Below are 22,867 nucleotides of genomic sequence, written 5' to 3'. Positions count from 1 at the left end.
GCGTGGAGCGGGCAGGATTGACCGCTTGCCGACCGTGTCGGTTTTCGGGTGGTACGTGTGCTACGTTCCGCGTCGGAAACGGAAATAGTTGACCCCGGCGGTGCTACCAACACCCCGGGGCCCGGCATCAGGAGCACGAACTCCCATGCGTGTTCATCGTAGCGCTCACGCGCGCAATTTCACGGTGCTGCCCAACGAGGTCCTGCAGGACCGCAGGCTGACCTACACCTCGCGGGGGCTGTTGGGGGACCTGCTGTCGCGGCCGGACGGCTGGCGGGAGGACGGCCGGCACATGGCGGACAGCAGTCCGCAGGGGCGCCGGGCGGTCTACCAGGCGCTGCGGGAGCTGGCGTCGGCCGGGTACTACCGGGTGGTGAAGGTCCAGCTCGAAGACGGCACGATCGTCAGTGAGAACCACGTGTACGACACCCCGCAGCCGGTGCTGCCACCGGGTGCCGTCCTGCCGGGGCCCGGTGCGCCGGAGGCCACCGGTGCTGTCGTCCTTACAAAGGACCCGGACGAAGAACCCTCCCTCCCCACCGAGACGACCGGGCGGCGGGAGGCGGTGGTGAACGGGCGCTTGCGCGAGGCGGCGGCCGTGCTGCTGCGGGTGGTGCGGCCCGAGCCCCGCCTGCGGATCGGGCAGGCGGAGGCCGAGGCGCTGGCACCGCTGGTGGTCCAGTGGCAGGAGCGCGGGGCGAGCGCGGCCGACCTCGCCACCGCGCTGCTGCCCGGCCTGCCCGCCCCGCTGCACTCCCCGGTGGCCGTGCTCCGCGACCGGTTGCAACGCAAGATGCCGCCCGTGCCCGCACCCCGGGCCACGGCCCGGTACAGCGAGTGCGCCAGCTGCCACGACCCCGTCCCCCGGCCGGGGATCTGCCTCGCCTGCGCGGGCCTCGCGCCCAGGCGGCGCGCGGTCGACCGCAAGGCCACCACCCGCGCGGGAGCGGCCCGGGTGCGGGAGGCGATGCGCGCCGCGAAGGGAGCGCTGCCGCTGGGCCTGCCCGCCACGTTCACCGGGTAGGCCCAGCGGGGCCGGGGGTTACCTGCGGACCTCGATGGTGCGGAAGCGGTTGGCCACGAACGCGGCGTCGCAGTAGGCCGAGTTGGCGGCCGGGTTGGCACCGGTGCCGTGCAGGTCGGAGAAGGCCGCGGTCTGGTTGACGTAGACGCCGCCGGTCAGGTTGAGCGAGAGCGAGACACCGGCGTCCAGGCAGGCTTCGACCAGGGCGGATTCGACGGCCGGGTCGGTGGTGTAGGCGCCGGCGGTCATCGCGCCCTGCTCGGCCGTGGTGCGGCGGAGCAGTTCGACGGCGGCGGCGGTGGACTCGACGGCGACCGCGAAGACGACCGGGCCGAAGCACTCGGTCAGGAAGCGCGAGCGGTCGTCCGGCTTGTCGGCGTCGGCCTTCAGCAGGGCCGGGGTGCGGATGGTCGCGCCGGGGAACTCGGCGGAGGCCACCACCCTTGGGGCGAGCGCGAGTTCACCGTACTCGCCGCCCGCGGCGGCGGCGCTGCGGGCCAGCACGCCCGGGTTGACCACGGCGCCGAGGATGGCGGCGGCCCGGTTGTCGTCGCCGAGCAGGCCCTCGACGGCGGCGGCCAGATCGGCGACCACCTGCTCGTAGGAGCGCTCGCCGTCCTCGGTGCGGATGCCGGTGCGCGGGATCAGCAGGTTCTGCGGGGTGGTGCACATCTGGCCGCTGTACAGGCTGAGCGCGAACGCCAGGTTGTCGAGCATGCCGCGGTAGTCGTCGGTGGAGTCGATGACGACGGTGTTGACGCCGGCCTTCTCGGTGTAGACCTGCGCCTGGCGGGCGTTGTCCTCCAGCCAGTCGCCGAAGCCGGTGGAGCCGGTGTAGTCGATCAGCTTCACCTCGGGCCGCAGCGCCAGCACCTTGGCGATCGCCGAGCCCTCGTGCTCGGCGGCCAGGCAGACCAGGTTCGGGTCGAAGCCGGCCTCGGCGAGCACCTCGCGGGCGGTCCGGACGGTCAGTGCCAGCGGCAGCACCGCGCGCGGGTGCGGCTTGACCAGCACGCCGTTGCCGGTGGCCAGCGAGGCGAACAGGCCCGGGTAGCCGTTCCAGGTCGGGAAGGTGTTGCAGCCGACCAGCAGTGCGGTGCCGCGCGGGACGGTGGTGAACTCCTTGGTCAGCACCAGGGGTTCGCGCTTGCCCTGCGGCTTCGTCCAACTCGCCGAGCGGGGCAGCCGGGTCTGCTCGGCGTACGCGTACGCCACCGCCTCCAGGCCGCGGTCCTGGGCATGCGGGCCGCCCGCCTGGAACGCCATGCCGTACGCCTGGCCGGTGGTGTGCATCACCGCCTGGGCGAACTCGTGCGAGCGGGCGTTGATCCGGGCCAGCACCTCCAGGCAGACCGCGGCCCGCTCGGCGGGGGTGGCCCGCGCCCAGGCGGGGCGGGCCGCCTCCAGCGCGGCCAGCAGCGCGTCCGGCTCGGCGTGCGGGTAGCCGATGCCCAGTTCGAGACCGTACGGGCTCGCCTCGCCGGTCACCGGCTCGCCGCCGCCGGGGTGGCCGGGCAGCTCGAACTCCCGCCCCAGCAAGGCGTCGAAGGCGGCCTTGCCGTCGGCGGCGGCGCCCTCCCCGTACGCCTTGGGGAACTCCGGGTACGGGGACCAGTAGTCGCGGGCGGCGATCGCTGCCAGCGCGCGGTCGAGGGTGTCCTGGTGGCGGGCGAGCAGTTCGGCGACCGGCAGGGCGGGGGTCGCAGCGGCCATGGTGCGCTCCTCACGGGGGCGGGGCGGGACGCTCCTCAGCGTAACCGAACGATCGGTCGGTGCAAGGGCCCCGGCCCCGCCGGTTCGCCCGGCCGCCGGGTCAGGGCTGGAACACCTGGTCCGCGGCGGGGGCGGTGACCTGCACCGGCTGGTCGAAGCCGCCGAGCTTCACGACCATGCCGCCGCCGGTGCTGCTCTCGGTCTCGGTGACCAGCAGGCGCGGCTCGCCCTCGGCCGCGATGTCGTAGCGCACCGGGGCGCCGTCGTCGTCGGTCATGGTGAGCACGACCGCAGGGACCCCGTCCACCTGCTTGGTGCCGCCCTTGGCGATGCCGTCGACCAGGTTGCCGTCGGTGTGCAGGCCGACCCGCTTCTCCAACTGCACGCCCAGGTCGCAGAAGAACGCCTTGTCCTTCACCGTGTTCGGGCTGGGGACCCACTTCCCGACGGCCTTGGCGGGAGTGCCGGCGAGCAGGTTCTTCAGGTAGGCGGCGTCCGGCTTCAGCCAGACGTCGGTGCCGACGCGGACGATCTCCGCCGAGCCCTGGCCCCCGATGCTGAACGTGCCGTGGCAGTTGCCGCTGTTGTCCTCGGTGAAGCTGCCGTCGAACGCCCCGCCGGGGTAGCCGGGGTAGTTGACGGTCATGGTGACGCTGTTCAGCTTCTCGCCCGCGTCCCGGGACTTCTGCGCGATCTCGCCCGCCGTCAGGTCGGCCAGCGCGGGCGCGGTGGGGGAGGGCGACGGGGACGGGGAGGCGGAGGCGGACGGGGAGGCGGAGGCGGAGGCGGACGGGGCGTGGGCCGCCGCGTCCGTCGAGTCACCCTTCGAGCCGCAGGCCGTCAGGGCGCCGAGGGCGAGGGCGGACAGGGCGAGGGCGGTCGGCAGTCGGTGGAGGGGCATCTGGCGCATCCCTGGTTCGTACGGGAATCGGACGCGCGAGTGTCGCAGCGGGCGGGGTCGGTCCTGCGGGTCGGATACCCGCTCTTTACCCGTTCTTGGGTGTCCTTTGCGGAATTCCCCGCCCGAATGGGACGCGGGACGGCCGCCCCCGGAGCGGGAGCGGCCGTCGGTCGGTCGGGGCGGGGGCCGGTCTACGGGATGCCGAGCTCGAACAGGACGTAGCCGGCGTACCAGCCGGAGGCCGCGGCGATGGTGCCCAGGGTGACGGCCAGCGAGGAGCGGGAGAGCCGCTTGAGGGCGACGGCGATCGGCAGGAAGAGCGGGAAGCAGGGCAGCAGGTAGCGGGAGGTGTTGCCGAAGATCTGCTGGCTGCCGAGGACCAGGACGATGGTGACGCAGGTGTAGACGACCAGGAAGACCGGCACCTTCATCCGGATCATCAGGAAGAGCAGGACCGGCAGGCTGAACACCAGGAGCAGCGCGATCATGTCCTCGGTGGGGTAGCCGAAGATGTAGTCGTGGTGGCCGAGCAGCACGTTCTCCAGCACGTTGCCGGTGTGCGCGCCCCAGTCGAAGAAGTGCAGCCAGGCACCGCGCTGCAGGTCGAAGTAGGCGGTCCAACTGCCCATCCGCCAACTCGCCCAGGCGATGTAGCCGATGAAGCCGAGCGGGGAGAGCACCATGGCGGACAGCGGGCCGAGCACGCCGTCCCTGCGCTGCCACAGCGCGATCAGCGCGGCCACGCCGACCGCCGCGGCCAGGGCGGCGGAGGTCGGGCGGTTCAGTCCGGCGACGAAGGTGGTGACGCCGGCGGCCAGCCAGTTGCGGGTCATCACGAAGTAGCAGGCCCAGGCGGCCAGGGCGACGAACAGCGAGTCCGAGTAGACCGCCCACTCGACGCCGGAGCCGGGGAACAGGCCCCAGACGCCGGCCGCGATCACCGCGGCCCGGTGGCCCGCGATCAGCTTGGCGACCGCGTAGATGCCGGCCGCCGCGACGAACGAGGTCAGCACCGAGATCAGGATGCCCGCGCCCAGCGAGTTCAGGCCGGTCACCGCGGAGACCATCTTGATCAGGCCCGGGTAGAGGGGGAAGAAGGCGACCGAGTTCTGCTCCAGCGTCCACGGCTCGGAGGTGGAGGGCAGCAACTTCGGGTCGTAGCCGTTCTGCGCGACCTGCTGGTACCACCAGCCGTCCCAGCCGCCGAGCACGTCCCAGACGTGCTTGCCGCCGCCGAACCTGGGCACCTTGGTGAGGTACTCGCCGGACCAGGACAGCAGCCAGGCGAAGACCGTGAACGCGATCAGCCGGACCGCGCCGAACAGCGCCAGGGCCGGGCCGTACTCCTGTGCCGTCCGGCGCAGCCACTCGCGTGGGCCCTGTGTCGCGGGGGCCGCGTCCGCGGGCGGATCGGGTCGTTCGACCACTTCGGTGTCGGGGCTCGCTGCCATCGCCATCAGGTCCTGTCTGGGTTCTCGGGCCCCGCCGGGCCGCCAGGATGCTCGGGCGAGCCTACGGCACGTTCACCTGGTCTGTACCTGACCGGACGCCGCGTGGTTACACTCCCCACCATTGGACGGATGGGCCCACCGAGCTGGAGAGACTGATGAGTGCAGCGGCACAAGCAGGCGTTCTGCTGTCGGTGGTCGTCCCGATGTACAACGAGGAGGACGCGCTGCCGGCCTTCGCGGCCCGGATCCGCCCGGTGCTGGACGGGATCGGCGTCCGCTACGAGCTGCTCGCCGTCGACGACGGCAGCGCCGACAAGACCGCCGCCCTGCTGCGCGACCTGGCCGCCGACTGGCCGGAGTTGCGGATGGTCCGGCTGCGCCGCAACGGCGGGCACCAGGCCGCGCTGACCGCCGGGCTCGACCACGCCCTCGGCGACTACGTGGCCAGCATCGACGCCGACCTGCAGGACCCGCCGGAGAAGATCCCGGAGATGCTGGAACTGGCCCGCTCCGAGGGCTTGGACATCGTCTACGGGGTGCGCGAGGACCGCTCCACCGACACCGGCTTCAAGCGCCGGACGGCCGGCGGCTACTACTGGCTGATCCGCCGCCTGGTGGGGCAGCAGGTGCCGTCCAACGCCGGGGACTTCCGGCTGCTCAGCCGGGAGGCCGTCGAGGCGCTCAAGGAACTCCCCGACCAGCAGCAGCGGGTCTACCGGCTGCTGGTGCCCTGGCTGGGCTTCCCCAGCGGCGAGGTGCGCTACGTCCGGGAGGAGCGGGTCGCCGGGACCACCAAGTACCCGCTGACCAAGATGGTCCGGCTCGCCCTGGACAGCATCACCGGCTTCTCCGCCGCCCCGCTGCGACTGGCCACCTGGCTCGGCACCGCCGCGTTCTTCACCTGCCTGCTGCTGATGGCCTTCTGCCTGGCCGTCTACCTGTTCGGCGCCACGGTGCCCGGCTGGACCTCGCTCTTCGTCGGACTGCTGTTCATCGGCGGGGTGCAGCTGATCTGCGTCGGCCTGCTCGGCGAGTACGTGGCCCGGATCTACACCTCGGTGCAGCGCCGCCCCGCCTACTTCGTCGCCGAGGACACCGGCCGGCCGGGCGGGCGGGCGACCGGGCGGGCGGGCGACCGGGTGTCCGGGCAGGCGCCCGGTCAGGCGTCCGGGCGGTCGGCCGGGCAGGGGTCCCGGGTCTGAGCGCACCCCCCGGGGCGCTCCGGCGCCGCCCCGGGGATACTCGTCGCATGGCCGACCACTCCCCGCGCGCCGCCTACACCGTCGACTCGCTGCTCGCCGTCACCGTGCGGGTCTTCAACGAACGCGGCTACGACGGCACTTCGATGGAGGACCTGTCCAGGGCCGCCGGGATCTCCAAGTCCTCGATCTACCACCACGTGCGCGGCAAGGAGGAGTTGCTGCGGCTCGCGGTCGGCCGGGCGCTGGACGCGCTGTTCGCCATCCTCGACGAGCCGGCCGCCACCGCGGGCCGCCCGGCGGACCGGCTGGAGCACGTGGTGCGCCGCACCGCCGAGGTGCTGCTGGACGAACTGCCGTACGTGACGCTGCTGCTGCGGGTGCGCGGCAACACCGCCACCGAGCAGTGGGCACTGGAGCGGCGCCGCGACTTCGACCACCGGGTGGCCGCACTCGTCCAGGACGCCGTCACCGCCGGGCAGCTGCGCGCCGACGTCGAACCCCGGCTGGCCACCCGGCTGCTGTTCGGCACCGTCAACTCGCTGGTGGAGTGGTACCGGCCCGGCCAGCGCGGCGCCGAGCACCTGCCCGACGCGGTGGCCCGGTTCGCCTTCGACGGGCTGCGCGCCCGGTGAGCGTCCGGTGAGCCCCCGGTGAGCGTCCGGCTGCCGGAGGAGCCGGCGGCGCTGCGCGAGCCGCTGTCCGACCGGGCCGCCCGCCAGCACTCCGACACGGTGGTGGCGGTCGGCGAGGACCGCGGACCCGACCACGGCCGGCTCTGCGGGGACGCACTCCGCGCGGTCGCCCTGCCCGGCCCGGACGCCGACTGGCGGGCCGACGGCTACGCCGCGCACCCCGTGCCCGCCGGGCACGGCCGCAGCCGGGGCGCCGTCACCCCGTTCACCTTCGACGCCGCGCTGGTCGGCATCGGGAACGGCCGCACCGTGGTGGCCGTCGCCACCGGCGAGGACTGAGCGGCTACAGGCCGTCCGCCGGGATCTGGTCGGTCTCCTCGAACACCAGCATGGTGCGGGTGCTCAGCACCTCCGGGATGGACTGGATGCTGCCCAGCACCAGCTCGCGCAGCGCCCGGTTGTCCGCCGTGTGGACCAGCATCAGCACGTCGTAGTCGCCGCCGACCAGCGCGATGTGCGCCACCCCGGGCAGCCGCAGCAGCTGCTCGCGCACGGTGCGCCAGGAGTTCTGCACGATCCGCAGGGTGACGTACGCGGACGCGGCCTGCCCGGCCTTCTCGTGGTCGACCCGGGCGGTGAAGCCGCGGATCACCCCGTCCTCGACCATCCTGGAGATCCGGGCGTACGCGTTCGCCCGGGACACGTGCACCCGCTCGGCCACCGAGCGGATCGAGGCGCGACCGTCCTGCCGCAGCAGCCGCAGGATCGACCGGTCGACGCGGTCGAGTCTGGACACCTGTTCAGCCGACATGGCCCCCCATCCCTCGCGATTGGACGTGCTGGCCCCAGCAGACCCCCCTTTCGGCCGACTGTCCACCGTCTTGACGGGGATATGGTCAAGATGAACAGACGACCGAACAATCGGTAGGGAGCCCCCACACCCCGGAGGTGCCCGAGATGACCGTCCTGGACCACAGGAACGACCCCGCCGCGGCCGTGCCCGGCTGGCGGCCCGGCGCCACCGCGCCGCGCACCGACCCCGCCCCGCTGCTGCCCGACGCCGAGCCGCTCCGCGTCCTGGGCACCCCCGCCGCCGACGCGGCCGACCCCGCCCTGCTGCGCGAGCTGTACCGGCGACTGGTCGCCGGACGCCGCTATAACCAGCAGGCCACCACCCTCACCAAGCAGGGCCGGCTCGCCGTCTACCCGGCCTCCACCGGCCAGGAGGCCTGCCAGGTGGCCGCCGCGCTCGCGCTGCGCCCGCAGGACTGGCTGTTCCCCTCCTACCGGGACACCCTCGCCGTGGTCGCCCGCGGCGTCGACCCGCTGCAGGCGCTCACCCTGCTGCGCGGCGACGCGCACACCGGCTACGACCCGCGCGCCACCCGCACCGCCCCGCTGTGCACCCCGCTGGCCACCCAGGTCCCGCACGCCGTCGGCCTGGCGCACGCCGCCCGGCTGGCCGGGGACGACACCGTCGCGCTCGCCCTGCTCGGCGACGGCGGCACCAGCGAGGGCGACTTCCACGAGGGCCTGAACTTCGCGGCCGTGCTGCACGCCCCCGTGGTCTTCCTGGTGCAGAACAACGGCTACGCGATCTCCGTCCCGCTGACCCGGCAGTCCGCCGCGCCGACGCTGGCCCACAAGGCCGTCGGCTACGGCATGCCCGGCCGGCTGGTCGACGGCAACGACGCGCTCGCCGTCCACGCGGTGCTCACCGAGGCCGTCGAGCGGGCCCGGGCCGGCGGCGGCCCCACCCTGGTGGAGGCGCTCACCTACCGGATCGAGGCGCACACCAACGCCGACGACGCCACCCGCTACCGGCAGCCCGAGGAGGTCGACGCCTGGCGGGCGCACGACCCGGTCCGGCTGCTGGAGGACGCCCTGCGCGGGCGCGGCCTGCTCGACGAGGAGCTGGTCGCCGACGCCGCCGAGCGGGCCGAGCGGCTGGCCGCCCGGATGCGCGCCGAGTTCCACACCGACCCCGAACTGGACCCGATGTCGCTGTTCGCGCACGTCTACGCCGAACCCACCCAGCAGCTGCGCGAACAGGCCGCCCAGCTGGCCGCCGAACTCGCCGCCGAGGCCGAGGCCGAGGCCGAAGCCGGGAGCGGGACCGGGGCCGGGAGCGGGGTGCCCGGCCGATGAGCACCGTCCTCGGGGAACAGGCCGGCCCGCGCACCGGCACCATGGCGCAGGCCCTCAACCTCGCGCTGCGCGACGCGATGCGCGCCGACAAGGGCGTGCACGTGCTCGGCGAGGACGTCGGCCCGCTCGGCGGCGTCTTCCGGATCACCGACGGCCTGACCGCCGAGTTCGGCCCCGACCGCTGCCTGGACACCCCGCTGGCCGAGGCCGGCATCCTCGGCACCGCCGTCGGCATGGCGATGTACGGCCTGCGCCCGGTGGTCGAGATGCAGTTCGACGCCTTCGCCTACCCGGCGCTGGAGCAGCTGTTCTCGCACGTCGCCAAGATGCGCAACCGCACCGCCGGGAAGCTCCCACTGCCGATCACCGTCCGGATCCCGTACGGCGGCGGCATCGGCGGCGTCGAGCACCACAGCGACGCCTCCGAGGCGTACTACGCGGCCACCCCCGGCCTGCACGTGGTCACCCCCGCCACCGTCGCCGACGCGTACGGGCTGCTGCGGGCCTCGATCGCCTCCGACGACCCGGTGGTGTTCCTGGAGCCCAAGCGGCTCTACTGGGGCAAGGACGGGTGGGACCCGGCGGCGGGCGTCGAACCGATCGGGAGGGCCGTGCTGCGCCGCCCCGGGACGTCCGCGGTGCTGGTCACCTACGGGCCCTCGCTGCCGGTCTGCCTGGAGGCCGCCGAGGCGGCGAAGGCCGAGGGGTGGGACCTGGCGGTGCTCGACCTGCGCTCGCTGGTGCCGTTCGACGAGGCCACCGCCTGCGCGGCGGTCCGCTCGGTCGGCCGGGCCGTGGTGGTGCACGAGTCGGCCGGGTTCGGCGGGGCCGGGGCGGAGATCGCCGCCCGGCTCACCGAGAAGTGCTTCCACCACCTGGCCGCGCCGGTGCTGCGGGTCGCCGGCTTCGACGTCCCGTACCCGCCGCCGATGCTGGAGCACCACCACCTGCCCGGGGTGGACCGGATCCTGGACGCCGTCGCCCGGCTCCAGTGGGAGGAGTGATGGCGGTGCCGGTGGTCCGCGAGTTCACGCTGCCCGACCTCGGTGAGGGACTGACCGGGGCGGAGGTGGTGCGCTGGATGGTCGAGGTCGGCGAGGTGATCGCCGTCGACCAGCCGGTGGTGGAGGTGGAGACCGCCAAGGCGGTGGTCGAGGTGCCCTGCCCGTACGGCGGGGTGGTGACCGCCCGGTTCGGCGAGGTCGGGCAGGAGGTGCCGGTGGGCGCCCCGCTGGTGACCGTCGCGGTCGCGCCCGCGCCGGGCGGTTCCGGGGAGGGCGAGGGCGAGCCCGCGGTGGAGCGGCCGCTGGTCGGGTACGGGGTGGCCGAGAGCCGGCGGGCCGGGCGGCGGCGGGTGCGGCCGGGGGAGGCGGTGGCGGCTCCGGCCGCGGCACCGGCTCCGGCCCCGGCGCCCGCGCCGGTCGTGGTGGCGGTGATCTCGCCGCTGGTGCGCCGGATCGCCCGGGAGCACGGGCTCGACCTGGCCGCGGTGGCCGGCAGCGGACCGGACGGGCTGGTCACCCGGCGGGACGTGGAACGGGCGATCGGGGCAACTGCCGCGGCCGCGCCCGCGGTTGTTCCACGTGGAACCGGGCCGACGGCCGGGCCGGAGTCCGGAACCGGGCCGGAGTCCGGAACCGGGCCGGAGGGCGAACTGGTGCCGCTGCGCGGGCTGCGCCGGGCGGTCGCCGAGAAGCTGACCCGCAGCCACCGGGAGATCCCGGCCGCGACCTGCTGGGTGGACGCCGACGCCACCGCGCTGATGGCGCTGCGGGCCCAGTCCAACCGGGCGCCCGGCCCGAAGCTGAGCGTGCTCGCGCTGCTGGCCCGGATCTGCCTGGCCGGGCTGGAGCGCTTCCCCGAGCTGAACGCCAGTGTCGAGGGCGAGGCGGTGCGCCGGCACCCGTCCGTGCACCTGGGCTTCGCCGCGCAGGGCCCGCGCGGGCTGCTGGTGCCGGTGGTCCGGGACGCCGGGCGGCTGGGCACCGAACGGCTCGCGCAGGAGATGGCCCGGCTGACCGAGGGCGCCCGGGCGGGCACCCTGGCCCCGGCCGAGCTGACCGGCGGGACGTTCACCCTGAACAACTACGGGGTGTTCGGGGTGGACGGCTCGACGCCGATCCTGAACCACCCGGAGGCGGCGATGCTCGGGGTGGGCCGGATCGTCCCCAAGCCGTGGGTGCACGAGGGGGAGCTGGCGGTCCGCCAGGTCACCCAGCTGTCCTTCACCTTCGACCACCGGGTGTGCGACGGGGGCACGGCGGGCGGCTTCCTGCGGTTCGTCGCGGACTGCGTGGAGCGGCCGGGGATGCTGCTGCGGGCGCTGTAGCACCCGGGCCGGCCGCCGCGGCGCCGGTGGGCCGCCGCGGCGGCGGGTGAGGGTAGCGGGTGGACGGCCCGGATGTCCGGGGTTCGCCGGATTCTTCGGATGAGCTGTGCGGTCGGTGTCACTGTGCTGGGGCGTCAGCACACAGGTCGATCGGAAGCGAAACGATTCCCTTGAGCACTCGTCAGCTCGTACTGGAGAGCAGGCCGTCGAAGGCAGGGGTCGGCCGGGGCACCGCGGCCGGCCCCGTGCAGCCCGGTGCCGAAGCCGCTCCCCCCGCCCGGTCCGCCCCGGCCGAGCCGGCGGACGAACCTCCGACCGCCGTGGAGCAGCCCGGCGCGGGGGAGTCCGGTGCGGGGGAACCCGGTGCGGGGACGGGGACGGGGGCGCTGGGGCTGACCCCGGTGCCGGCCGTCCCGGCGAAGCCGACCTGGGCGCCGGTGGTGCCCCCGGCGGTGGCCGCGCTGCCGGTGCCCGCCGGGCTGCCTGTCGGGCCCGCGCCCGCCGGGCCCGCGCCCGCCACGCCCGTCACGCCTGCCGGACCCGTCGCCGCGTCCGCCCCGGTGTCGTTCGAGCCGCTGTTCCGGCAGGCTCCGGCGCTCAACTGGGTTGGGCCGGACGATCGTTGGGCCCGGGCCTGGGGGGTGCCGGCGGCCGTCGAGCCGCCGCCCGCGCTGGAGCCGGTGGGGGCGGCGGCGCCGGTCACCGAGCCGCCGGGCGCCGAGGACCTGGTGCTGGTCCGGGCCTGCCTGGCCGCGGTGGCGCCGGACGCGGACCGGGCGATGGCGCACTTCCACGCGCTGATGTTCCTGCGCCACCCGGAGTTGCGGGCGATGTTCCCGGCCGCGATGGACGAGCAGCGCACCCGGCTGTTCCAGGCGCTCCGGCTGTGCGCGGCCCGGGCCGGTGACCCGGCGGAACTGCGGGCGTACCTGGGCCCGTTGGGGCGCCGGCACCGCAAGTACGGGGCGCTGACCCGGCACTACGCCTCGGTGGCGGACTGCCTGGTGGCGGCGCTGGCCCGGTACGGCGGCAGCGGCTGGGACGGGCGCACCGAGGCGGCCTGGCGGCGGCTGCTGGCGCTGGTGTCCCGGCTGATGGTGGAGGGCGCGGAGGAGGAGGCCCGGTCGGCCCCGCCGTGGTGGCAGGCCGAGGTGGTGGAGCACCGGCAGGCCACCCGGGACGTCGCGGTGCTGACGCTCCGCCCCGACCAGGCGTACCCGTTCCGGGCCGGGCAGTGGGCGGCGGTGGAGACGCCGTGGTGGCCGCGGGTGTGGCGGCCGTACTCGTTCGGCTCGGCGCCGCGGCCGGACGGGCTGCTGACCCTGCACGTGAAGGCGGTGCAGGCGGGCTGGGTGAGCAACGCGCTGGTGCACCGGGCGCGGCCGGGCGACGTGCTGCGCCTGGGCGCGGCGGAGGGCGCGATGACGGTGGACCACGCGGTCGGGCAGGACCTGCTCTGCCTGGGCGGCGGCACCGGGATCGGGCCGGTCGCGGCGCTGGTCGAGGAGGTCGCCGAGCGGGGCGCGGCCGGGCGCCGGGTGGAGGTGTTCTACGGGGCGCGGCGGGCCGCGGAGCTGTACCGGCTGGAGGAACTGCGCGAACTGGCGGACCGGCACTCCTGGCTGACGGTGCGCGCGGTGGTGTCGGAGCCGGCGGGCGCGCCGGCCGGGGCGCTGGTCGGCGACCTGCCGGAGGTGGCGGCCCGGTACGGGCCCTGGCACGGCTTCGCGGCGTACCTGAGCGGCCCGGAGGCGATGGTGCGGGCCGCCTCGGCGGTGCTGCGGCGCTGCGGGGTGCCGGACGGGAGCGTCCGGCACGACCTGGCGGCGCGGGAGGAGGAGCGGGGCTGATCCGGGCGGGTCGGCCCAGGCCCGGGGCGGGTCAGCCCAGGTCCGGGGCGAGCAGGGCGCGGACGCCCTCGATGTTGGCGGCGAGGTAGGCGCGGAGGCTGGGAGGGACGACGTTGACCGAGGTGACGCCCTCGCGGGTGAAGGGGACCCGGACGATCGCGTACTCGCCGTTGGGCTGCTCGACCTCGGGGCCGTGCCGGCGGGACTCGTCCATCCCGGCGAGCCGGCAGGCGAAGAAGTGCTGGACCTTGACGCCGTGCGGGTGCGCGGGGGTGCCGTCCTCGTGGTGCGAGTGCGCCACCGTGTCGACGAAGGCGGGCACCACGTCGGTGACCTTGCCGCCCAACTCCTCGTCCACCTCCCGGTGCAGGGCGGCGACCACCGTCTCGTCGGTGGGTTCGACGCCGCCGCCGGGGGTGATCCAGTACGGGTGCGGGGAGCCGGGGCGGACCCGGCGGATCAGCACCAGCGCGGCGGGCGCGTGCGGGTCGGCCGGGTCGAACTCCAGCAGGATCGCGCGGGCGGTGCGCTTGACGACGGGACGGACCGGGCCCGACATGGCTGTTACCTCCGGGGCACGAGCGTTGTGCGGGATTCTGCCGCGCGGCGGCGGGAGCGAAACTCGCACACGGGGACGAATCGGCGGTACCTGTTCCGCCGTCCGGGTGCACCGGCATGCCCGGCGGTGTCGGGTGGTGGCGATGGACACATCCCTTGTGGATCTTCGATTCACCCGGACGGACCAGCTGACGCCTAGTAATATATGGGCCGCATTGGTAGGCATCCTTCATATTGAAGGTGAATTGCCCCATGTGTACACCATTGTCATTGCGGGGATGCCCGCCCTGTGCTCAAATGTCCGCCTGCCGGACGGAATCGGAGCAGCCTCCTCCGAAAGTCGTCCACCGTCCGGGGGATGGGGATGAGCATGCACCGGATCGGGGAACCGGCGGGCCCGGGAACGGCCTCGGCGGACAGTTCCATACGCGCGCCGCGGGCACCCACCCTGATCACCTCGGTGCAGCGCGCCCTGCGCCTGCTGGAGGAGGTCGGCTCGCACGCCCACGGCGCCACCGCCAAACAGCTCGCCCGCGCCGCCGGGCTGCCCCTCGGCACCACCTACCACCTGCTGCGCACCCTCACCCACGAGGGCTACCTGCGGCGTGAGGACGGCCGGTTCCACTACGGCGCGGCGGTCGACCGGATCGGCCACGCCACCGACCGGCAGTCCGACCGCACCGACCTGCACGAACGGATGGAGGAGCTGCGCGACGAACTCGGCGCCGCCGTCTACTACGCGGTCTACGAGGACGGCGAGGTCCGGGTGGTCGACGTGGCCTCCGGCCCGGCCCAGCCGCAGGTCGAGGAGTGGGCGGACTTCCGCGCCACCGCGCACGCGCACGCCATCGGGCTCTGCCTGCTGTCCCAACTCGGCACCGAGGAACGGCTCGACCACCTCTCCCGGTACCGTCCGGCCGCCCTCACCCCGTCCACCTCGGACGGCGTCCGGGCGGTGCTGCGCCGGCTGGAGCTGATCCGGCCGACCGTACCGGTGCTGGAGCGGCAGGAGTACGCGCTCGGCACGGTGTGCGCGGCGGTGCCGATCACCGTCGGCTCGGTGGTCGCCACCATGGCCATCTCGCTCCCGCTGGAGCAGGGCGAGCGGCTCGGCCCGGCCGCGGCCCGGCTGCGCTCGCTGGTCGGCGCGATGTTCCCGGTGTTCCCGGCGGTCGCGGGGTCCGCGGGGACCGCAGGTGCCGCGGGGTGCCCGGGGCTCGCGGGGTTCGCGGGGTTCGTGCGATGAGGCGGCGGGGGCTGCGGGAGCGGTGGAGGTTGGGGAGGTTGGGGAGGCTGGGGAGGCGGTCGGGCCGGGATCCGTGCGGTGATTCCGTGTGGTGTTCGTTCACCATTTGAAAAAGCGAACCTTGTCCGCATCGCTGGCAAACAGGGACGATGAGGTTCGAACGGGGAAACAGGGGACAAAGACCCACAGAAGCAGCCACCGTCCGCAGGTACCCGCACGACCTGACGGGCCGGCCCCACCGGGGTGCCGTTCCAGCACAGCGAACAAGATCGAACCGATATGCCCGCCCACCGCTCGACCCTCGGCGCACCGGGCGCGCAGAACGAGAGGTACTGGCGCATGCACAGCACGGTCCAAGCCCAGATGGCGATGCACCTCGTGGTGTCGAGCGAGCTGTCCTTCCGCATCGTGGTCGACCTGGACTACGACGGCGACGACCCGTTCGCCGTCCGCTTCACCTTCCACCTGCCCGGGGACGAACCCGTCACCTGGGTCTTCGCCCGCGAACTCCTGGTCGACGGGATCAGCCGCCCCACCGGCGAGGGCGACGTGCACATCCACCCGGTCGGCGACGACCTCGCCGAGGTCTGCCTGGTGCTGCGCTCCCCCGAGGGCGACGCACTGATGCGCGCGGCCGCCCCGCCGCTGCTGGCCTTCCTGGCCCGCACCGACCGGCTGGTGCCGATGGGCCAGGAGCTGTCCGGCGGCGAGCTGGACGAGGAACTCGCCTCCATCCTCTCCACCACCGGGCACGAGAACGCGGGCTGACCCCGGGTGCGTTCCGGGGTCGGCCCGCGCGACCGGCCGGCTGGTGGGCGGCGCTCCCGCGGGCGCGGTGCGTCCGCGGTGGTCCGCCGGCCGGTCAGTCGTCGCCGAAGGCGAGGTTGAGGCCCCAGGACACCACGGTGACGATCAGCGCGCCGAGCAGCGCCGACCAGAAGCCCTCCACGTGGAAGTCCAGGTTCAGCTTGTCCGAGGCCCAGGAGGTCAGCCACAGCATCAGGGCGTTGATCACGAAGGTGATCAGCCCCAGGGTGAGGATGTAGAGCGGCAGCGAGAACAGCTTCACTACCGGCTTGATCAGGATGTTGATCACGCCGAAGACCAGGGCGACCCCGATCACGGTGAACGTCTTGTGCTGCCAGTCGTCGTTGTCCCCCGTGAGCGTGATCCCGGTGACGATCCAGGCGGCGACCCAGATCGCCGCCGCGTTGATGAGCGTTTTGATCACGAAATTCTTCATGGTGCGGATGGTGGCAGGCCAGGGCGGGTGGGCGGAAGCTCTCCGGGGCGGTGTTGTTGAATGGGGCCCGACCCGGGAGAGGAGCCGAGCCCCGATGAAGCTGTTCCGGCTGGACGAACTCGACGCCGAGCGCGCCGCGAGCGAGGGCGCGTACCTGCGCTTCCTGAAGCAGCCGACGATGTCCGCGGGCCTGTACGCGCTCTCCCCCGGTGACACCGACCCGCAGACCCCGCACGCCCAGGACGAGATCTACCTGGTGGTCAGCGGCCGGGCCGAGCTGACCGTCGGCCGGGAGACCGCCACGGTCGGGCGCGGCAGCGTGGTGTTCGTCCCCGCCGGGACGGAGCACCGCTTCCACCACATCACCGAGGAACTGCGGGTGCTCGTGGTCTTCTCCCCGCCGGAGGACTGACCCCGTGACCACCGGGCCCGCACCGCAGGAGGACCGACCCGTGAAGCTCACCGACGAACTGTGGGCGGCCGCCGAGCCGACCTACCGCCGGATCCTCGACCACCCCTTCCTGCTCGGCCTCGCCGACGGCACCCTGCCGACCGCCGCGTTCCGGCACTTCGTCGTCCAGGACTCGCACTACCTGCGCGACTACGCCCGGGCGCTGGCCGTCTGCGCGGCCAAGGCCCCCGGCGAGGACGAGGTGCTGGCCTTCTGCAACGACGCGGTCGGCGCGATCGCCGCCGAGCAGGAGATGCACGGCGAGTTCATGTCCGCGCTCGGCGGCGCCGCCGAGGGCGACGAGGTGGTGCGGCCCACCACCCGCGCCTACACCTCGTACCTGCTGGCCACCGCGTACGGCGGCTCCTTCGCCGAGGCGCTCGGCGCCGTGCTGCCCTGCTACTGGATCTACGCCCGGGTCGGCGAGGAGCTGGCCCGCCGCTCCTCCCCCGAGCCGCTCTACGCCAAGTGGATCGCCGCGTACGGCGACGAGGGCTTCCAGGGCGTGGTGCGCCGCGTCCTGGACCTCACCGACCGGATCGGCGCGGAGCTCTCCGCGGCCGAACGGCGGCGCGTGGTCGAGCACTTCACCACCACCTCGCGCTACGAGTGGATGTTCTGGGACGCCGCCTGGCGCGGCGAGGACTGGCCGGTCTGAGGGTCCACCCGCAGACGCGACCCCGGGTCCGACCGGCCCGGACTCAGGGAAGGATCTCCGGGTTCTCTCCGGGCCGGACCCCCTCGATTTCGGCTCCCGCTCCCGCCTACGATCGAAGTGTCGAGATCGAGGGAGCGGGAACGCAGCCGGAAACACCGGCACCGACCCCGAGGGGAGAAGGTACGGACATGGCCGGGCTCTGGAAGTCGCTGCCCTCGTGGATGCGCAACATCGTGGTGCCGATCCTGCTGCTGCTGATCGCCTGGAAGATCTTCTGGACCATCGTCGGCGTGGTGGCCGGCGTCGTCAGCTTCGCGATCAACGTGCTGGTCCTGGTCGGCATCGCCGCGGCCGTGGTGATCCTGGTCAAGAAGGCCGCCAAGAACTAGCGCCGCGTCAGGCAACCTTTGCCCGTCGCGACGCCCGGCACGCACTCTCGCCGCACCGGCCGAAAACCCGAGTACATCCAGTACGAGGGCTTCCGGCCGGCACGCCGACAGCACGCACCGGACGCCGCTCCTTCCCGGCAAAGGCTGCCTGACGCGGCACTAGCGCCGCGCACCAGCGCCGGTCCGGCGCGGCCCGTACGGCGCGGGTGCTGCCGTACGGGCCGGGCGGGGCGAGGAAATTGACGGCGCGTCAGTTGCCGTTGTCGGCCTGGACCGGGATGACCTGGGTGACCGGGGCCTCGGCCTGCTCCGCCGGGGCCCCGGCGGGGGCGGTGGTGTTCATCGAGGTGAGCAGCTGGCGGGCCAGGCCGAGGCCGGTGCCGCCCATGGTGAGGGCCTTGGCGAACATCTCGGACATGCCCTCGGCGCCGTTCAGCAGCACCATGTGTTCGACGTTGCCGAAGGCGTCCGCGCCGGCCCGGACGATGGCGGGCCAGTTCTCGGCCAACTGCTGGGCGACGACGGCTTCCTGGTTCTCGGCGAGGGCCGCGGCGCGGGCCTTGATGCCCTCGGCTTCGGCCAGGCCCTGGGCCCGGGTGGCCTCGGCTTCGGCCAGGCCCTTGGCGCGGGCGGCCTCGGCTTCGGCCAGGCCCTTGGCGGCCTCGGCGGCGGCCTGCGCCTCACCGGTGGCGCGGGTGGCCTCGGCGGCGGCCAGGCCGCGGGCCTTGGTGGCCTCGGCCTCGGCGGCCGCGGCGACCTTGACCCGGTTGGCCTCGGCGGCGGTCTTCAGCTCGGTCTCCCGGGCGAGCGCCTCGGCGGCGGAGATCCGGGCGTCGCGGTCGGCCTCGGCCTTGGTGCGGGTCTCGTACGCGCGGGCGTCGGCGGGCTTGCGGACGTCGGCCTGGAGCTGCTGCTCCTTGCGGTGCGCCTCCAGCTCGGCGACCTTGGTCTCCTGGACCACGACCTCCTGCCGGGCGGCGGCCTGGGCGAGCGGCCCGGCCTGCAGCGCGCGGGCCGCGGCGGTGTCCATCTCGGCCTGGTAACCGGCCTGCTGGATACCGGAGTTGCGCGTCGCCTCGGCCTTGCGGGCGAACGCCTCCTGCTCGGCCTCGGTGGCCCGGCGGTCGGCCTCGGCGGCCGCGATGCGGGCGTCGCGCTGGACGGCGGCGGCGTGCGGGGCGGCCAGGTTGGTGATGTAGCCGGTCGGGTCCAGGATCTCCTGGATCTGCAGCGAGTCGATGATCAGGCCGAGCTTCTCCATCTCGATGCCCGAGGCGGAGCGGGTCTCACCGGTGAGCCGCTCGCGGTCGCGGATCATGTCCTCGACGGTCAGCCCGCCGACGATGGAGCGCAGGTGGCCGGCGAACACGTTGTGCACCCGCTGGCCCATCATCTTCTGCTGGTCCAGGAAGCGGCGGGCGGCGTTGGCGATGGACGCCGGGTCGTCGCCGACCTTGAAGATGACCACGCCCTTGACGTGCACCGGAATGCCCTGCGAGGTCACGCACTCGACGTCCAGCGCGGCCTCGTTGAGGTCCAGCGACAGCCGCCGGACCACCTGGACGCCGGGCACCACCAGGGTGCCCCGTCCGGTGATGATGCGGAACCCGAGGCCCTCGCCGTGCTTGGAACCCGAGATGACCAGTGCTTCGTTCGGCTCGGCGACCCGCCACATGAGCTTGAACAGCACGATCAACAGGACGACGCCGACGACGACGCCTCCGACGATGCCGATCAGCATCGCGATCTCCCCCTTCGTGGCACACCGGTCCGTGGCTGCGCAGGGTGGTGCAGTTCGTTGGCGCGGAAGCCGGTGGCAGCCGCATTCTCCGCCGGTTGCGGACGGGGAGGAAGGGGGTGGGCGGGTGGGAACTCTCACTGTCCCGAAATGGTCGCCAAGGGTTTGCAGGAGCCGCCTGAGGCATGGTCAGAAGGGTTCGACGTACACCGTCCGCGGTGGCTGGTAATCGACCACGACCACCATGCTCCCGGGCTCCAGCGGCTCGCCCGGCACGGCCCGGTACGCCAGGAACGCCTCGGTGCCCAGCCGCTGCGGGACGTGCACCATCACCTCGCCGACCAGGCCCGCGCCGATCCGCCCCGACACCCGTCCCACCAGTCCGATCACCCCGGGATTCTCCCCCGCGCGGCGGTGGCCTGAACAGCGTCCGGCCGGGAGGCGTGCTGGACCGGCCGTGCCCGGTGCCCTACGGTGAACGGCGAACGCAGGCGGCGAACGCCCCTGCGCGGAACGGGAGCTCGGAGCACCGGGCTGAGAGGGCGCTGACGGTACGCGGCCCGCGTACCACCGCTGCGTCGACCGCAGGAACCTGACCGGGTAATGCCGGCGTAGGGAGTTGAAGGTCCGCATGACCGCATTCACCGAGCACACCTCTGCCCACGGGCCGTCCGCCCAGGAGCCGTCCGCCACCGGGTACCCGACCCCGGCCTGGCGCAAGGCGTACCGCCAGGGCAGCACCCCCGACCTGCGGGTCCCGTACCGCGAGGTCCACCTCACCGACGGACGCACCGTCCCGCTGTACGACACCTCCGGCCCGTACACCGACCCGGAGCACACCGCCGACGTCCGGCGCGGACTGCCCGCGCTGCGCGACCCCTGGATCCGCCGGCGCGGGGACGTCGAGGAGTACGAGGGCCGCGAGGCCCGGCCCGAGGACGACGGCATCCGGCACACCGCCCCGCGCGGCGGCGACCTGCGCAACCTGGACGCCGTCTTTCCCGGCCGCCCGCGCCGGCCGCTGCGCGCCCGCGACGGCGTCGCCGTCACCCAACTCGCCTACGCCAAACAGGGGTTGATCACCCCCGAGATGGAGTTCGTGGCGCTGCGGGAAGGGCTGGAACCGGAGTTCGTCCGCGAGCGGGTGGCGAGCGGACGGGCCGTCATACCGGTCAACGTGAACCACCCCGAGGTCGAACCCGCCATCATCGGCACCGACTTCCTGGTGAAGATCAACGCCAACATCGGCAACTCCGCCGTCACCTCCTCGATCGAGGAGGAGGTGGAGAAGATGACCTGGGCCACCCGCTGGGGCGCCGACACCGTGATGGACCTCTCCACCGGCCGCAACATCCACACCACCCGCGAGTGGATCCTGCGCAACTCCCCCGTCCCGATCGGCACCGTCCCGCTCTACCAGGCGCTGGAGAAGGTCGACGGCCGGGCCGAGGAACTCAGCTGGGAGGTCTACCGGGACACCGTGGTCGAACAGTGCGAGCAGGGCGTCGACTACATGACCGTGCACGCCGGCGTGCTGCTGCGGTACGTCCCGCTGACCGCCCGCCGCAAGACCGGCATCGTCTCGCGCGGCGGCTCGATCATGGCCGCCTGGTGCCTGGCGCACCACCAGGAGAACTTCCTCTACACCCACTTCGAGGAACTCTGCGACCTGCTGCGCGCCTACGACGTCACCTTCTCGCTCGGCGACGGCCTGCGCCCCGGCTCGATCGCCGACGCCAACGACGAGGCCCAGTTCGCCGAACTCACCACCCTCGGCGAACTCGGCCGGATCGCCCGGGCCAAGGACGTCCAGGTGATGATCGAGGGCCCCGGGCACGTCCCGATGCACAAGATCCGGGAGAACATGGACCTGCAGAAGGAGATCTGCGACGAGGCCCCGTTCTACACCCTCGGCCCGCTGACCACCGACGTCGCGCCCGGCTACGACCACATCACCTCCGGCATCGGCGCCGCGATGATCGCCTGGTGGGGCACCGCGATGCTCTGCTACGTCACCCCCAAGGAACACCTCGGCCTGCCCGACCGGGACGACGTCAAGACCGGCGTCATCACCTACAAGATCGCCGCCCACGCCGCCGACCTCGCCAAGGGCCACCCCGGCGCCCAGGCCTGGGACGACGCCCTCTCCGACGCCCGCTTCGAGTTCCGCTGGGAGGACCAGTTCGACCTGGCCCTCGACCCGGAGACCGCCCGCGCCTTCCACGACCAGACCCTCCCCGCCGAACCCGCCAAGACCGCGCACTTCTGCTCCATGTGCGGGCCGAAGTTCTGCTCGATGAAGATCAGCCAGAAGATCCGCGACGAGCACGGCGGCGAAGCCGAACAGGCCGCGCTCGTCGGCATGGCCGAGAAGTCCGCCGAGTTCGCCGCCCGCGGCAACAAGGTCTACCTCCCGCTGGCGGACTGACGCACGCGACCGCAGCGCCGCCCGGGAGCCTTCGCTCCCCGGGCGGCGCTCCGGCCTGCCCGTTCGGCGCATCGTCCGCGAGTCGGCTGTTGTGTGAGCGTTCTTGCGCGGTTCCCTGAGGGAGGCAACTCCTTCGTAGGGAGACGGATAGATGACTGAGCAGCAGCCGCCCGACAAGGAACCACACGGCAGCGCGCCAGCGGGTGGGCAAGAGGGGCCCGCCCAGGGATGGGGTCAACAATCGCCGCCCGGACAGCCGCCATACGGCCCACCGCCGCCAGGTTGGAGCCAGCAGCCCCCTGCCCCTCCTAAACGTCGTTTCGGCCGAGGTGTTCTCGTTGGTTGCCTCGGCGCCGTCGTGCTGCTCATCGTGATCATCGTGGTCATCGTGCTGGCCGTCAGCGGAAGCAGCAAGAAGACCCCGACGAACCCCACCTCCACCAGCAGCGGCGTGCAGTCGACTGGAGGGGCGCACCCGCCGGAAGCGGATGTATCGATTACTTCCTGTGATGTGGATCCGAGCACATCCATCCCCAGCGCGAAGTTGGAGATCATCAATCACAGCTCGAAGTCTTCGGACTACAGCATCGCGGTGGAGTTCGTCGACGCGAACGGTACTCGCGTGGCTGAGGGCGCGGCGTTCCAGACTCACGTCGCGCCCGGGCAGAAGGTTGAGGACAACGCTGGAGGTACAGCGCAGGTGAGCGGCAAGATCACCTGCAAGGTCACCTCTGTGAACCGGATTTCGGCCGTCGGGTGACGCAGTCCGACACGCGCGTGGCGTATGTGCTGGTTTCAGGCTGACGTTGTCCTCGATGAAGATCAGCCAGAAGATCCGCGACGAGCACGGCGGCGAAGCCGAACAGGCCGCGCTCGTCGGCATGGCCGAGAAGTCCGCCGAGTTCG

At 73.2% G+C, this 22,867-nt stretch carries 23 protein-coding genes; 15 read left to right on the top strand and 8 right to left on the bottom strand.

The annotated features are described in order from the left end of the window. Positions 1-184: 184 nt before the first annotated feature. Complete coding sequence (locus ACWEO5_RS22870; RefSeq protein WP_452164142.1) at positions 185-1,024, top strand: hypothetical protein; 840 nt, start codon at positions 185-187, stop codon at positions 1,022-1,024. 18 nt (positions 1,025-1,042) lie between these two features. On the opposite strand, the gene paaN is transcribed toward ACWEO5_RS22870, so the two are convergent. From paaN to ACWEO5_RS22855, 3 genes are all read right to left on the bottom strand, one after another. Beyond that, positions 1,043-2,737 (bottom strand): phenylacetic acid degradation protein PaaN, encoded by a 1,695-nt coding sequence (gene paaN / locus ACWEO5_RS22865; protein WP_452164141.1) that lies wholly within the window; start codon positions 2,735-2,737, stop codon positions 1,043-1,045. A gap of 100 nt (positions 2,738-2,837) precedes the next feature. Next, entirely contained in the window at positions 2,838-3,638 is an 801-nt protein-coding gene (locus ACWEO5_RS22860) for a hypothetical protein (RefSeq protein ID WP_452164140.1), read from the bottom strand. 191 nt (positions 3,639-3,829) lie between these two features. Beyond that, entirely contained in the window at positions 3,830-5,095 is a 1,266-nt protein-coding gene (locus tag ACWEO5_RS22855) for a hypothetical protein (protein ID WP_452164139.1), read from the bottom strand. 149 nt (positions 5,096-5,244) lie between these two features. Between ACWEO5_RS22855 and ACWEO5_RS22850 the strand changes: the two genes are divergently transcribed. Genes ACWEO5_RS22850 through ACWEO5_RS22840 form a run of 3 tightly spaced genes read left to right on the top strand, consistent with a single transcriptional unit; the run spans position 5,245 to position 7,262 of the window. Next, on the top strand, positions 5,245-6,291 hold the full coding sequence (locus ACWEO5_RS22850; protein WP_452164138.1) for a glycosyltransferase family 2 protein: 1,047 nt from the start codon (positions 5,245-5,247) through the stop codon (positions 6,289-6,291). 47 nt (positions 6,292-6,338) lie between these two features. Continuing rightward, the gene (locus tag ACWEO5_RS22845) at positions 6,339-6,923 is read left to right on the top strand and encodes a TetR/AcrR family transcriptional regulator (RefSeq protein ID WP_452164137.1); all 585 of its coding nucleotides are present in this window, start codon (positions 6,339-6,341) and stop codon (positions 6,921-6,923) included. Between the two features lie 18 nt (positions 6,924-6,941). After that, the gene (locus ACWEO5_RS22840; protein ID WP_452164136.1) at positions 6,942-7,262 is read left to right on the top strand and encodes a hypothetical protein; all 321 of its coding nucleotides are present in this window, start codon (positions 6,942-6,944) and stop codon (positions 7,260-7,262) included. A 4-nt stretch (positions 7,263-7,266) separates the two neighbouring features. Here the strand turns inward: ACWEO5_RS22840 and ACWEO5_RS22835 are convergent, their stop codons facing one another. After that, positions 7,267-7,734: an Lrp/AsnC family transcriptional regulator gene (locus tag ACWEO5_RS22835; protein WP_380316360.1), complete on the bottom strand. Its 468-nt coding sequence runs from the start codon at positions 7,732-7,734 to the stop codon at positions 7,267-7,269. Positions 7,735-7,880: 146 nt separating this feature from the next. Here ACWEO5_RS22835 and pdhA point away from each other — a divergent pair, with 146 nt between their 5' ends. The 4 genes from pdhA to ACWEO5_RS22815 all read left to right on the top strand — a co-directional run bounded on the left by pdhA (position 7,881) and on the right by ACWEO5_RS22815 (position 13,250). Next, the gene (pdhA, locus tag ACWEO5_RS22830; protein WP_452164135.1) at positions 7,881-9,071 is read left to right on the top strand and encodes a pyruvate dehydrogenase (acetyl-transferring) E1 component subunit alpha; all 1,191 of its coding nucleotides are present in this window, start codon (positions 7,881-7,883) and stop codon (positions 9,069-9,071) included. Continuing rightward, complete coding sequence (locus ACWEO5_RS22825) at positions 9,068-10,075, top strand: alpha-ketoacid dehydrogenase subunit beta (RefSeq protein ID WP_452164134.1); 1,008 nt, start codon at positions 9,068-9,070, stop codon at positions 10,073-10,075. Before pdhA ends, ACWEO5_RS22825 begins: the two co-directional genes overlap by 4 nt. A gap of 5 nt (positions 10,076-10,080) precedes the next feature. Then, positions 10,081-11,400 carry a dihydrolipoamide acetyltransferase family protein gene (locus tag ACWEO5_RS22820; protein ID WP_452164158.1) on the top strand — a complete coding sequence of 440 codons (1,320 nt, stop codon included), beginning with the start codon at positions 10,081-10,083 and terminating at the stop codon, positions 11,398-11,400. A gap of 320 nt (positions 11,401-11,720) precedes the next feature. Next, on the top strand, positions 11,721-13,250 hold the full coding sequence (locus ACWEO5_RS22815; protein ID WP_452164133.1) for a globin domain-containing protein: 1,530 nt from the start codon (positions 11,721-11,723) through the stop codon (positions 13,248-13,250). A 31-nt stretch (positions 13,251-13,281) separates the two neighbouring features. On the opposite strand, the gene ACWEO5_RS22810 is transcribed toward ACWEO5_RS22815, so the two are convergent. Next, entirely contained in the window at positions 13,282-13,809 is a 528-nt protein-coding gene (locus ACWEO5_RS22810) for an NUDIX domain-containing protein (RefSeq protein ID WP_452164132.1), read from the bottom strand. Between the two features lie 363 nt (positions 13,810-14,172). Here ACWEO5_RS22810 and ACWEO5_RS22805 point away from each other — a divergent pair, with 363 nt between their 5' ends. Next, entirely contained in the window at positions 14,173-15,054 is an 882-nt protein-coding gene (locus tag ACWEO5_RS22805) for an IclR family transcriptional regulator (RefSeq protein WP_452164157.1), read from the top strand. A gap of 339 nt (positions 15,055-15,393) precedes the next feature. Further along, on the top strand, positions 15,394-15,822 hold the full coding sequence (locus ACWEO5_RS22800) for an SsgA family sporulation/cell division regulator (protein ID WP_344553936.1): 429 nt from the start codon (positions 15,394-15,396) through the stop codon (positions 15,820-15,822). Between the two features lie 94 nt (positions 15,823-15,916). Here ACWEO5_RS22800 and ACWEO5_RS22795 read toward each other — a convergent pair whose 3' ends face one another. After that, positions 15,917-16,297 carry a phage holin family protein gene (locus ACWEO5_RS22795; RefSeq protein WP_452164131.1) on the bottom strand — a complete coding sequence of 127 codons (381 nt, stop codon included), beginning with the start codon at positions 16,295-16,297 and terminating at the stop codon, positions 15,917-15,919. Positions 16,298-16,391: 94 nt separating this feature from the next. Between ACWEO5_RS22795 and ACWEO5_RS22790 the strand changes: the two genes are divergently transcribed. The 3 genes from ACWEO5_RS22790 (at position 16,392) to ACWEO5_RS22780 (ending at position 17,795) form a co-directional block, all read left to right on the top strand. Beyond that, a complete protein-coding gene (locus ACWEO5_RS22790) occupies positions 16,392-16,709 on the top strand; it encodes a cupin domain-containing protein (RefSeq protein WP_344553939.1) in 318 nt (105 codons plus the stop codon). A 40-nt stretch (positions 16,710-16,749) separates the two neighbouring features. Then, positions 16,750-17,406, top strand: coding sequence for a thiaminase II (tenA, locus tag ACWEO5_RS22785; RefSeq protein WP_452164129.1), 657 nt, complete (start codon positions 16,750-16,752; stop codon positions 17,404-17,406). 188 nt (positions 17,407-17,594) lie between these two features. Continuing rightward, positions 17,595-17,795, top strand: a complete 201-nt coding sequence (locus ACWEO5_RS22780; protein ID WP_344553942.1) for a hypothetical protein — start codon at positions 17,595-17,597, stop codon at positions 17,793-17,795. A 250-nt stretch (positions 17,796-18,045) separates the two neighbouring features. Here the strand turns inward: ACWEO5_RS22780 and ACWEO5_RS22775 are convergent, their stop codons facing one another. Further along, positions 18,046-19,536, bottom strand: coding sequence for an SPFH domain-containing protein (locus tag ACWEO5_RS22775; RefSeq protein ID WP_452164128.1), 1,491 nt, complete (start codon positions 19,534-19,536; stop codon positions 18,046-18,048). Between the two features lie 186 nt (positions 19,537-19,722). Then, positions 19,723-19,923 carry a hypothetical protein gene (locus ACWEO5_RS22770; protein ID WP_344553945.1) on the bottom strand — a complete coding sequence of 67 codons (201 nt, stop codon included), beginning with the start codon at positions 19,921-19,923 and terminating at the stop codon, positions 19,723-19,725. Positions 19,924-20,164: 241 nt separating this feature from the next. Here ACWEO5_RS22770 and thiC point away from each other — a divergent pair, with 241 nt between their 5' ends. Both thiC and ACWEO5_RS22760 read left to right on the top strand, forming a co-directional pair. Next, positions 20,165-21,961, top strand: a complete 1,797-nt coding sequence (thiC, locus tag ACWEO5_RS22765; protein ID WP_452164127.1) for a phosphomethylpyrimidine synthase ThiC — start codon at positions 20,165-20,167, stop codon at positions 21,959-21,961. A gap of 358 nt (positions 21,962-22,319) precedes the next feature. Continuing rightward, on the top strand, positions 22,320-22,721 hold the full coding sequence (locus ACWEO5_RS22760; protein WP_452164126.1) for a hypothetical protein: 402 nt from the start codon (positions 22,320-22,322) through the stop codon (positions 22,719-22,721). Positions 22,722-22,867 lie beyond the last annotated feature (146 nt).

This window comes from Kitasatospora sp. NPDC004272 (assembly GCF_053603035.1).
Note: the sequence above shows the minus strand (reverse complement) of the source record. Positions and strands in the feature narration are given on the sequence as shown.

What these genes read in the sequence shown, in the direction of transcription:
- ACWEO5_RS22790 (WP_344553939.1), top strand. Translation starts at nt 16,392, where the DNA reads ATGAAGCTGTTCCGGCTGGACGAACTCGACGCCGAGCGCGCCGCGAGC.
- ACWEO5_RS22850 (WP_452164138.1), top strand. Translation starts at nt 5,245, where the DNA reads ATGAGTGCAGCGGCACAAGCAGGCGTTCTGCTGTCGGTGGTCGTCCCG.
- ACWEO5_RS22860 (WP_452164140.1), bottom strand. Translation starts at nt 3,638, where the DNA reads ATGCCCCTCCACCGACTGCCGACCGCCCTCGCCCTGTCCGCCCTCGCC.
- paaN (WP_452164141.1), bottom strand. Translation starts at nt 2,737, where the DNA reads ATGGCCGCTGCGACCCCCGCCCTGCCGGTCGCCGAACTGCTCGCCCGC.
- ACWEO5_RS22810 (WP_452164132.1), bottom strand. Translation starts at nt 13,809, where the DNA reads ATGTCGGGCCCGGTCCGTCCCGTCGTCAAGCGCACCGCCCGCGCGATC.
- ACWEO5_RS22780 (WP_344553942.1), top strand. Translation starts at nt 17,595, where the DNA reads ATGGCCGGGCTCTGGAAGTCGCTGCCCTCGTGGATGCGCAACATCGTG.
- ACWEO5_RS22805 (WP_452164157.1), top strand. Translation starts at nt 14,173, where the DNA reads ATGAGCATGCACCGGATCGGGGAACCGGCGGGCCCGGGAACGGCCTCG.
- ACWEO5_RS22835 (WP_380316360.1), bottom strand. Translation starts at nt 7,734, where the DNA reads ATGTCGGCTGAACAGGTGTCCAGACTCGACCGCGTCGACCGGTCGATC.
- ACWEO5_RS22845 (WP_452164137.1), top strand. Translation starts at nt 6,339, where the DNA reads ATGGCCGACCACTCCCCGCGCGCCGCCTACACCGTCGACTCGCTGCTC.
- pdhA (WP_452164135.1), top strand. Translation starts at nt 7,881, where the DNA reads ATGACCGTCCTGGACCACAGGAACGACCCCGCCGCGGCCGTGCCCGGC.
- ACWEO5_RS22855 (WP_452164139.1), bottom strand. Translation starts at nt 5,095, where the DNA reads ATGGCGATGGCAGCGAGCCCCGACACCGAAGTGGTCGAACGACCCGAT.
- ACWEO5_RS22775 (WP_452164128.1), bottom strand. Translation starts at nt 19,536, where the DNA reads ATGCTGATCGGCATCGTCGGAGGCGTCGTCGTCGGCGTCGTCCTGTTG.
- ACWEO5_RS22795 (WP_452164131.1), bottom strand. Translation starts at nt 16,297, where the DNA reads ATGAAGAATTTCGTGATCAAAACGCTCATCAACGCGGCGGCGATCTGG.
- thiC (WP_452164127.1), top strand. Translation starts at nt 20,165, where the DNA reads ATGACCGCATTCACCGAGCACACCTCTGCCCACGGGCCGTCCGCCCAG.
- ACWEO5_RS22825 (WP_452164134.1), top strand. Translation starts at nt 9,068, where the DNA reads ATGAGCACCGTCCTCGGGGAACAGGCCGGCCCGCGCACCGGCACCATG.
- ACWEO5_RS22800 (WP_344553936.1), top strand. Translation starts at nt 15,394, where the DNA reads ATGCACAGCACGGTCCAAGCCCAGATGGCGATGCACCTCGTGGTGTCG.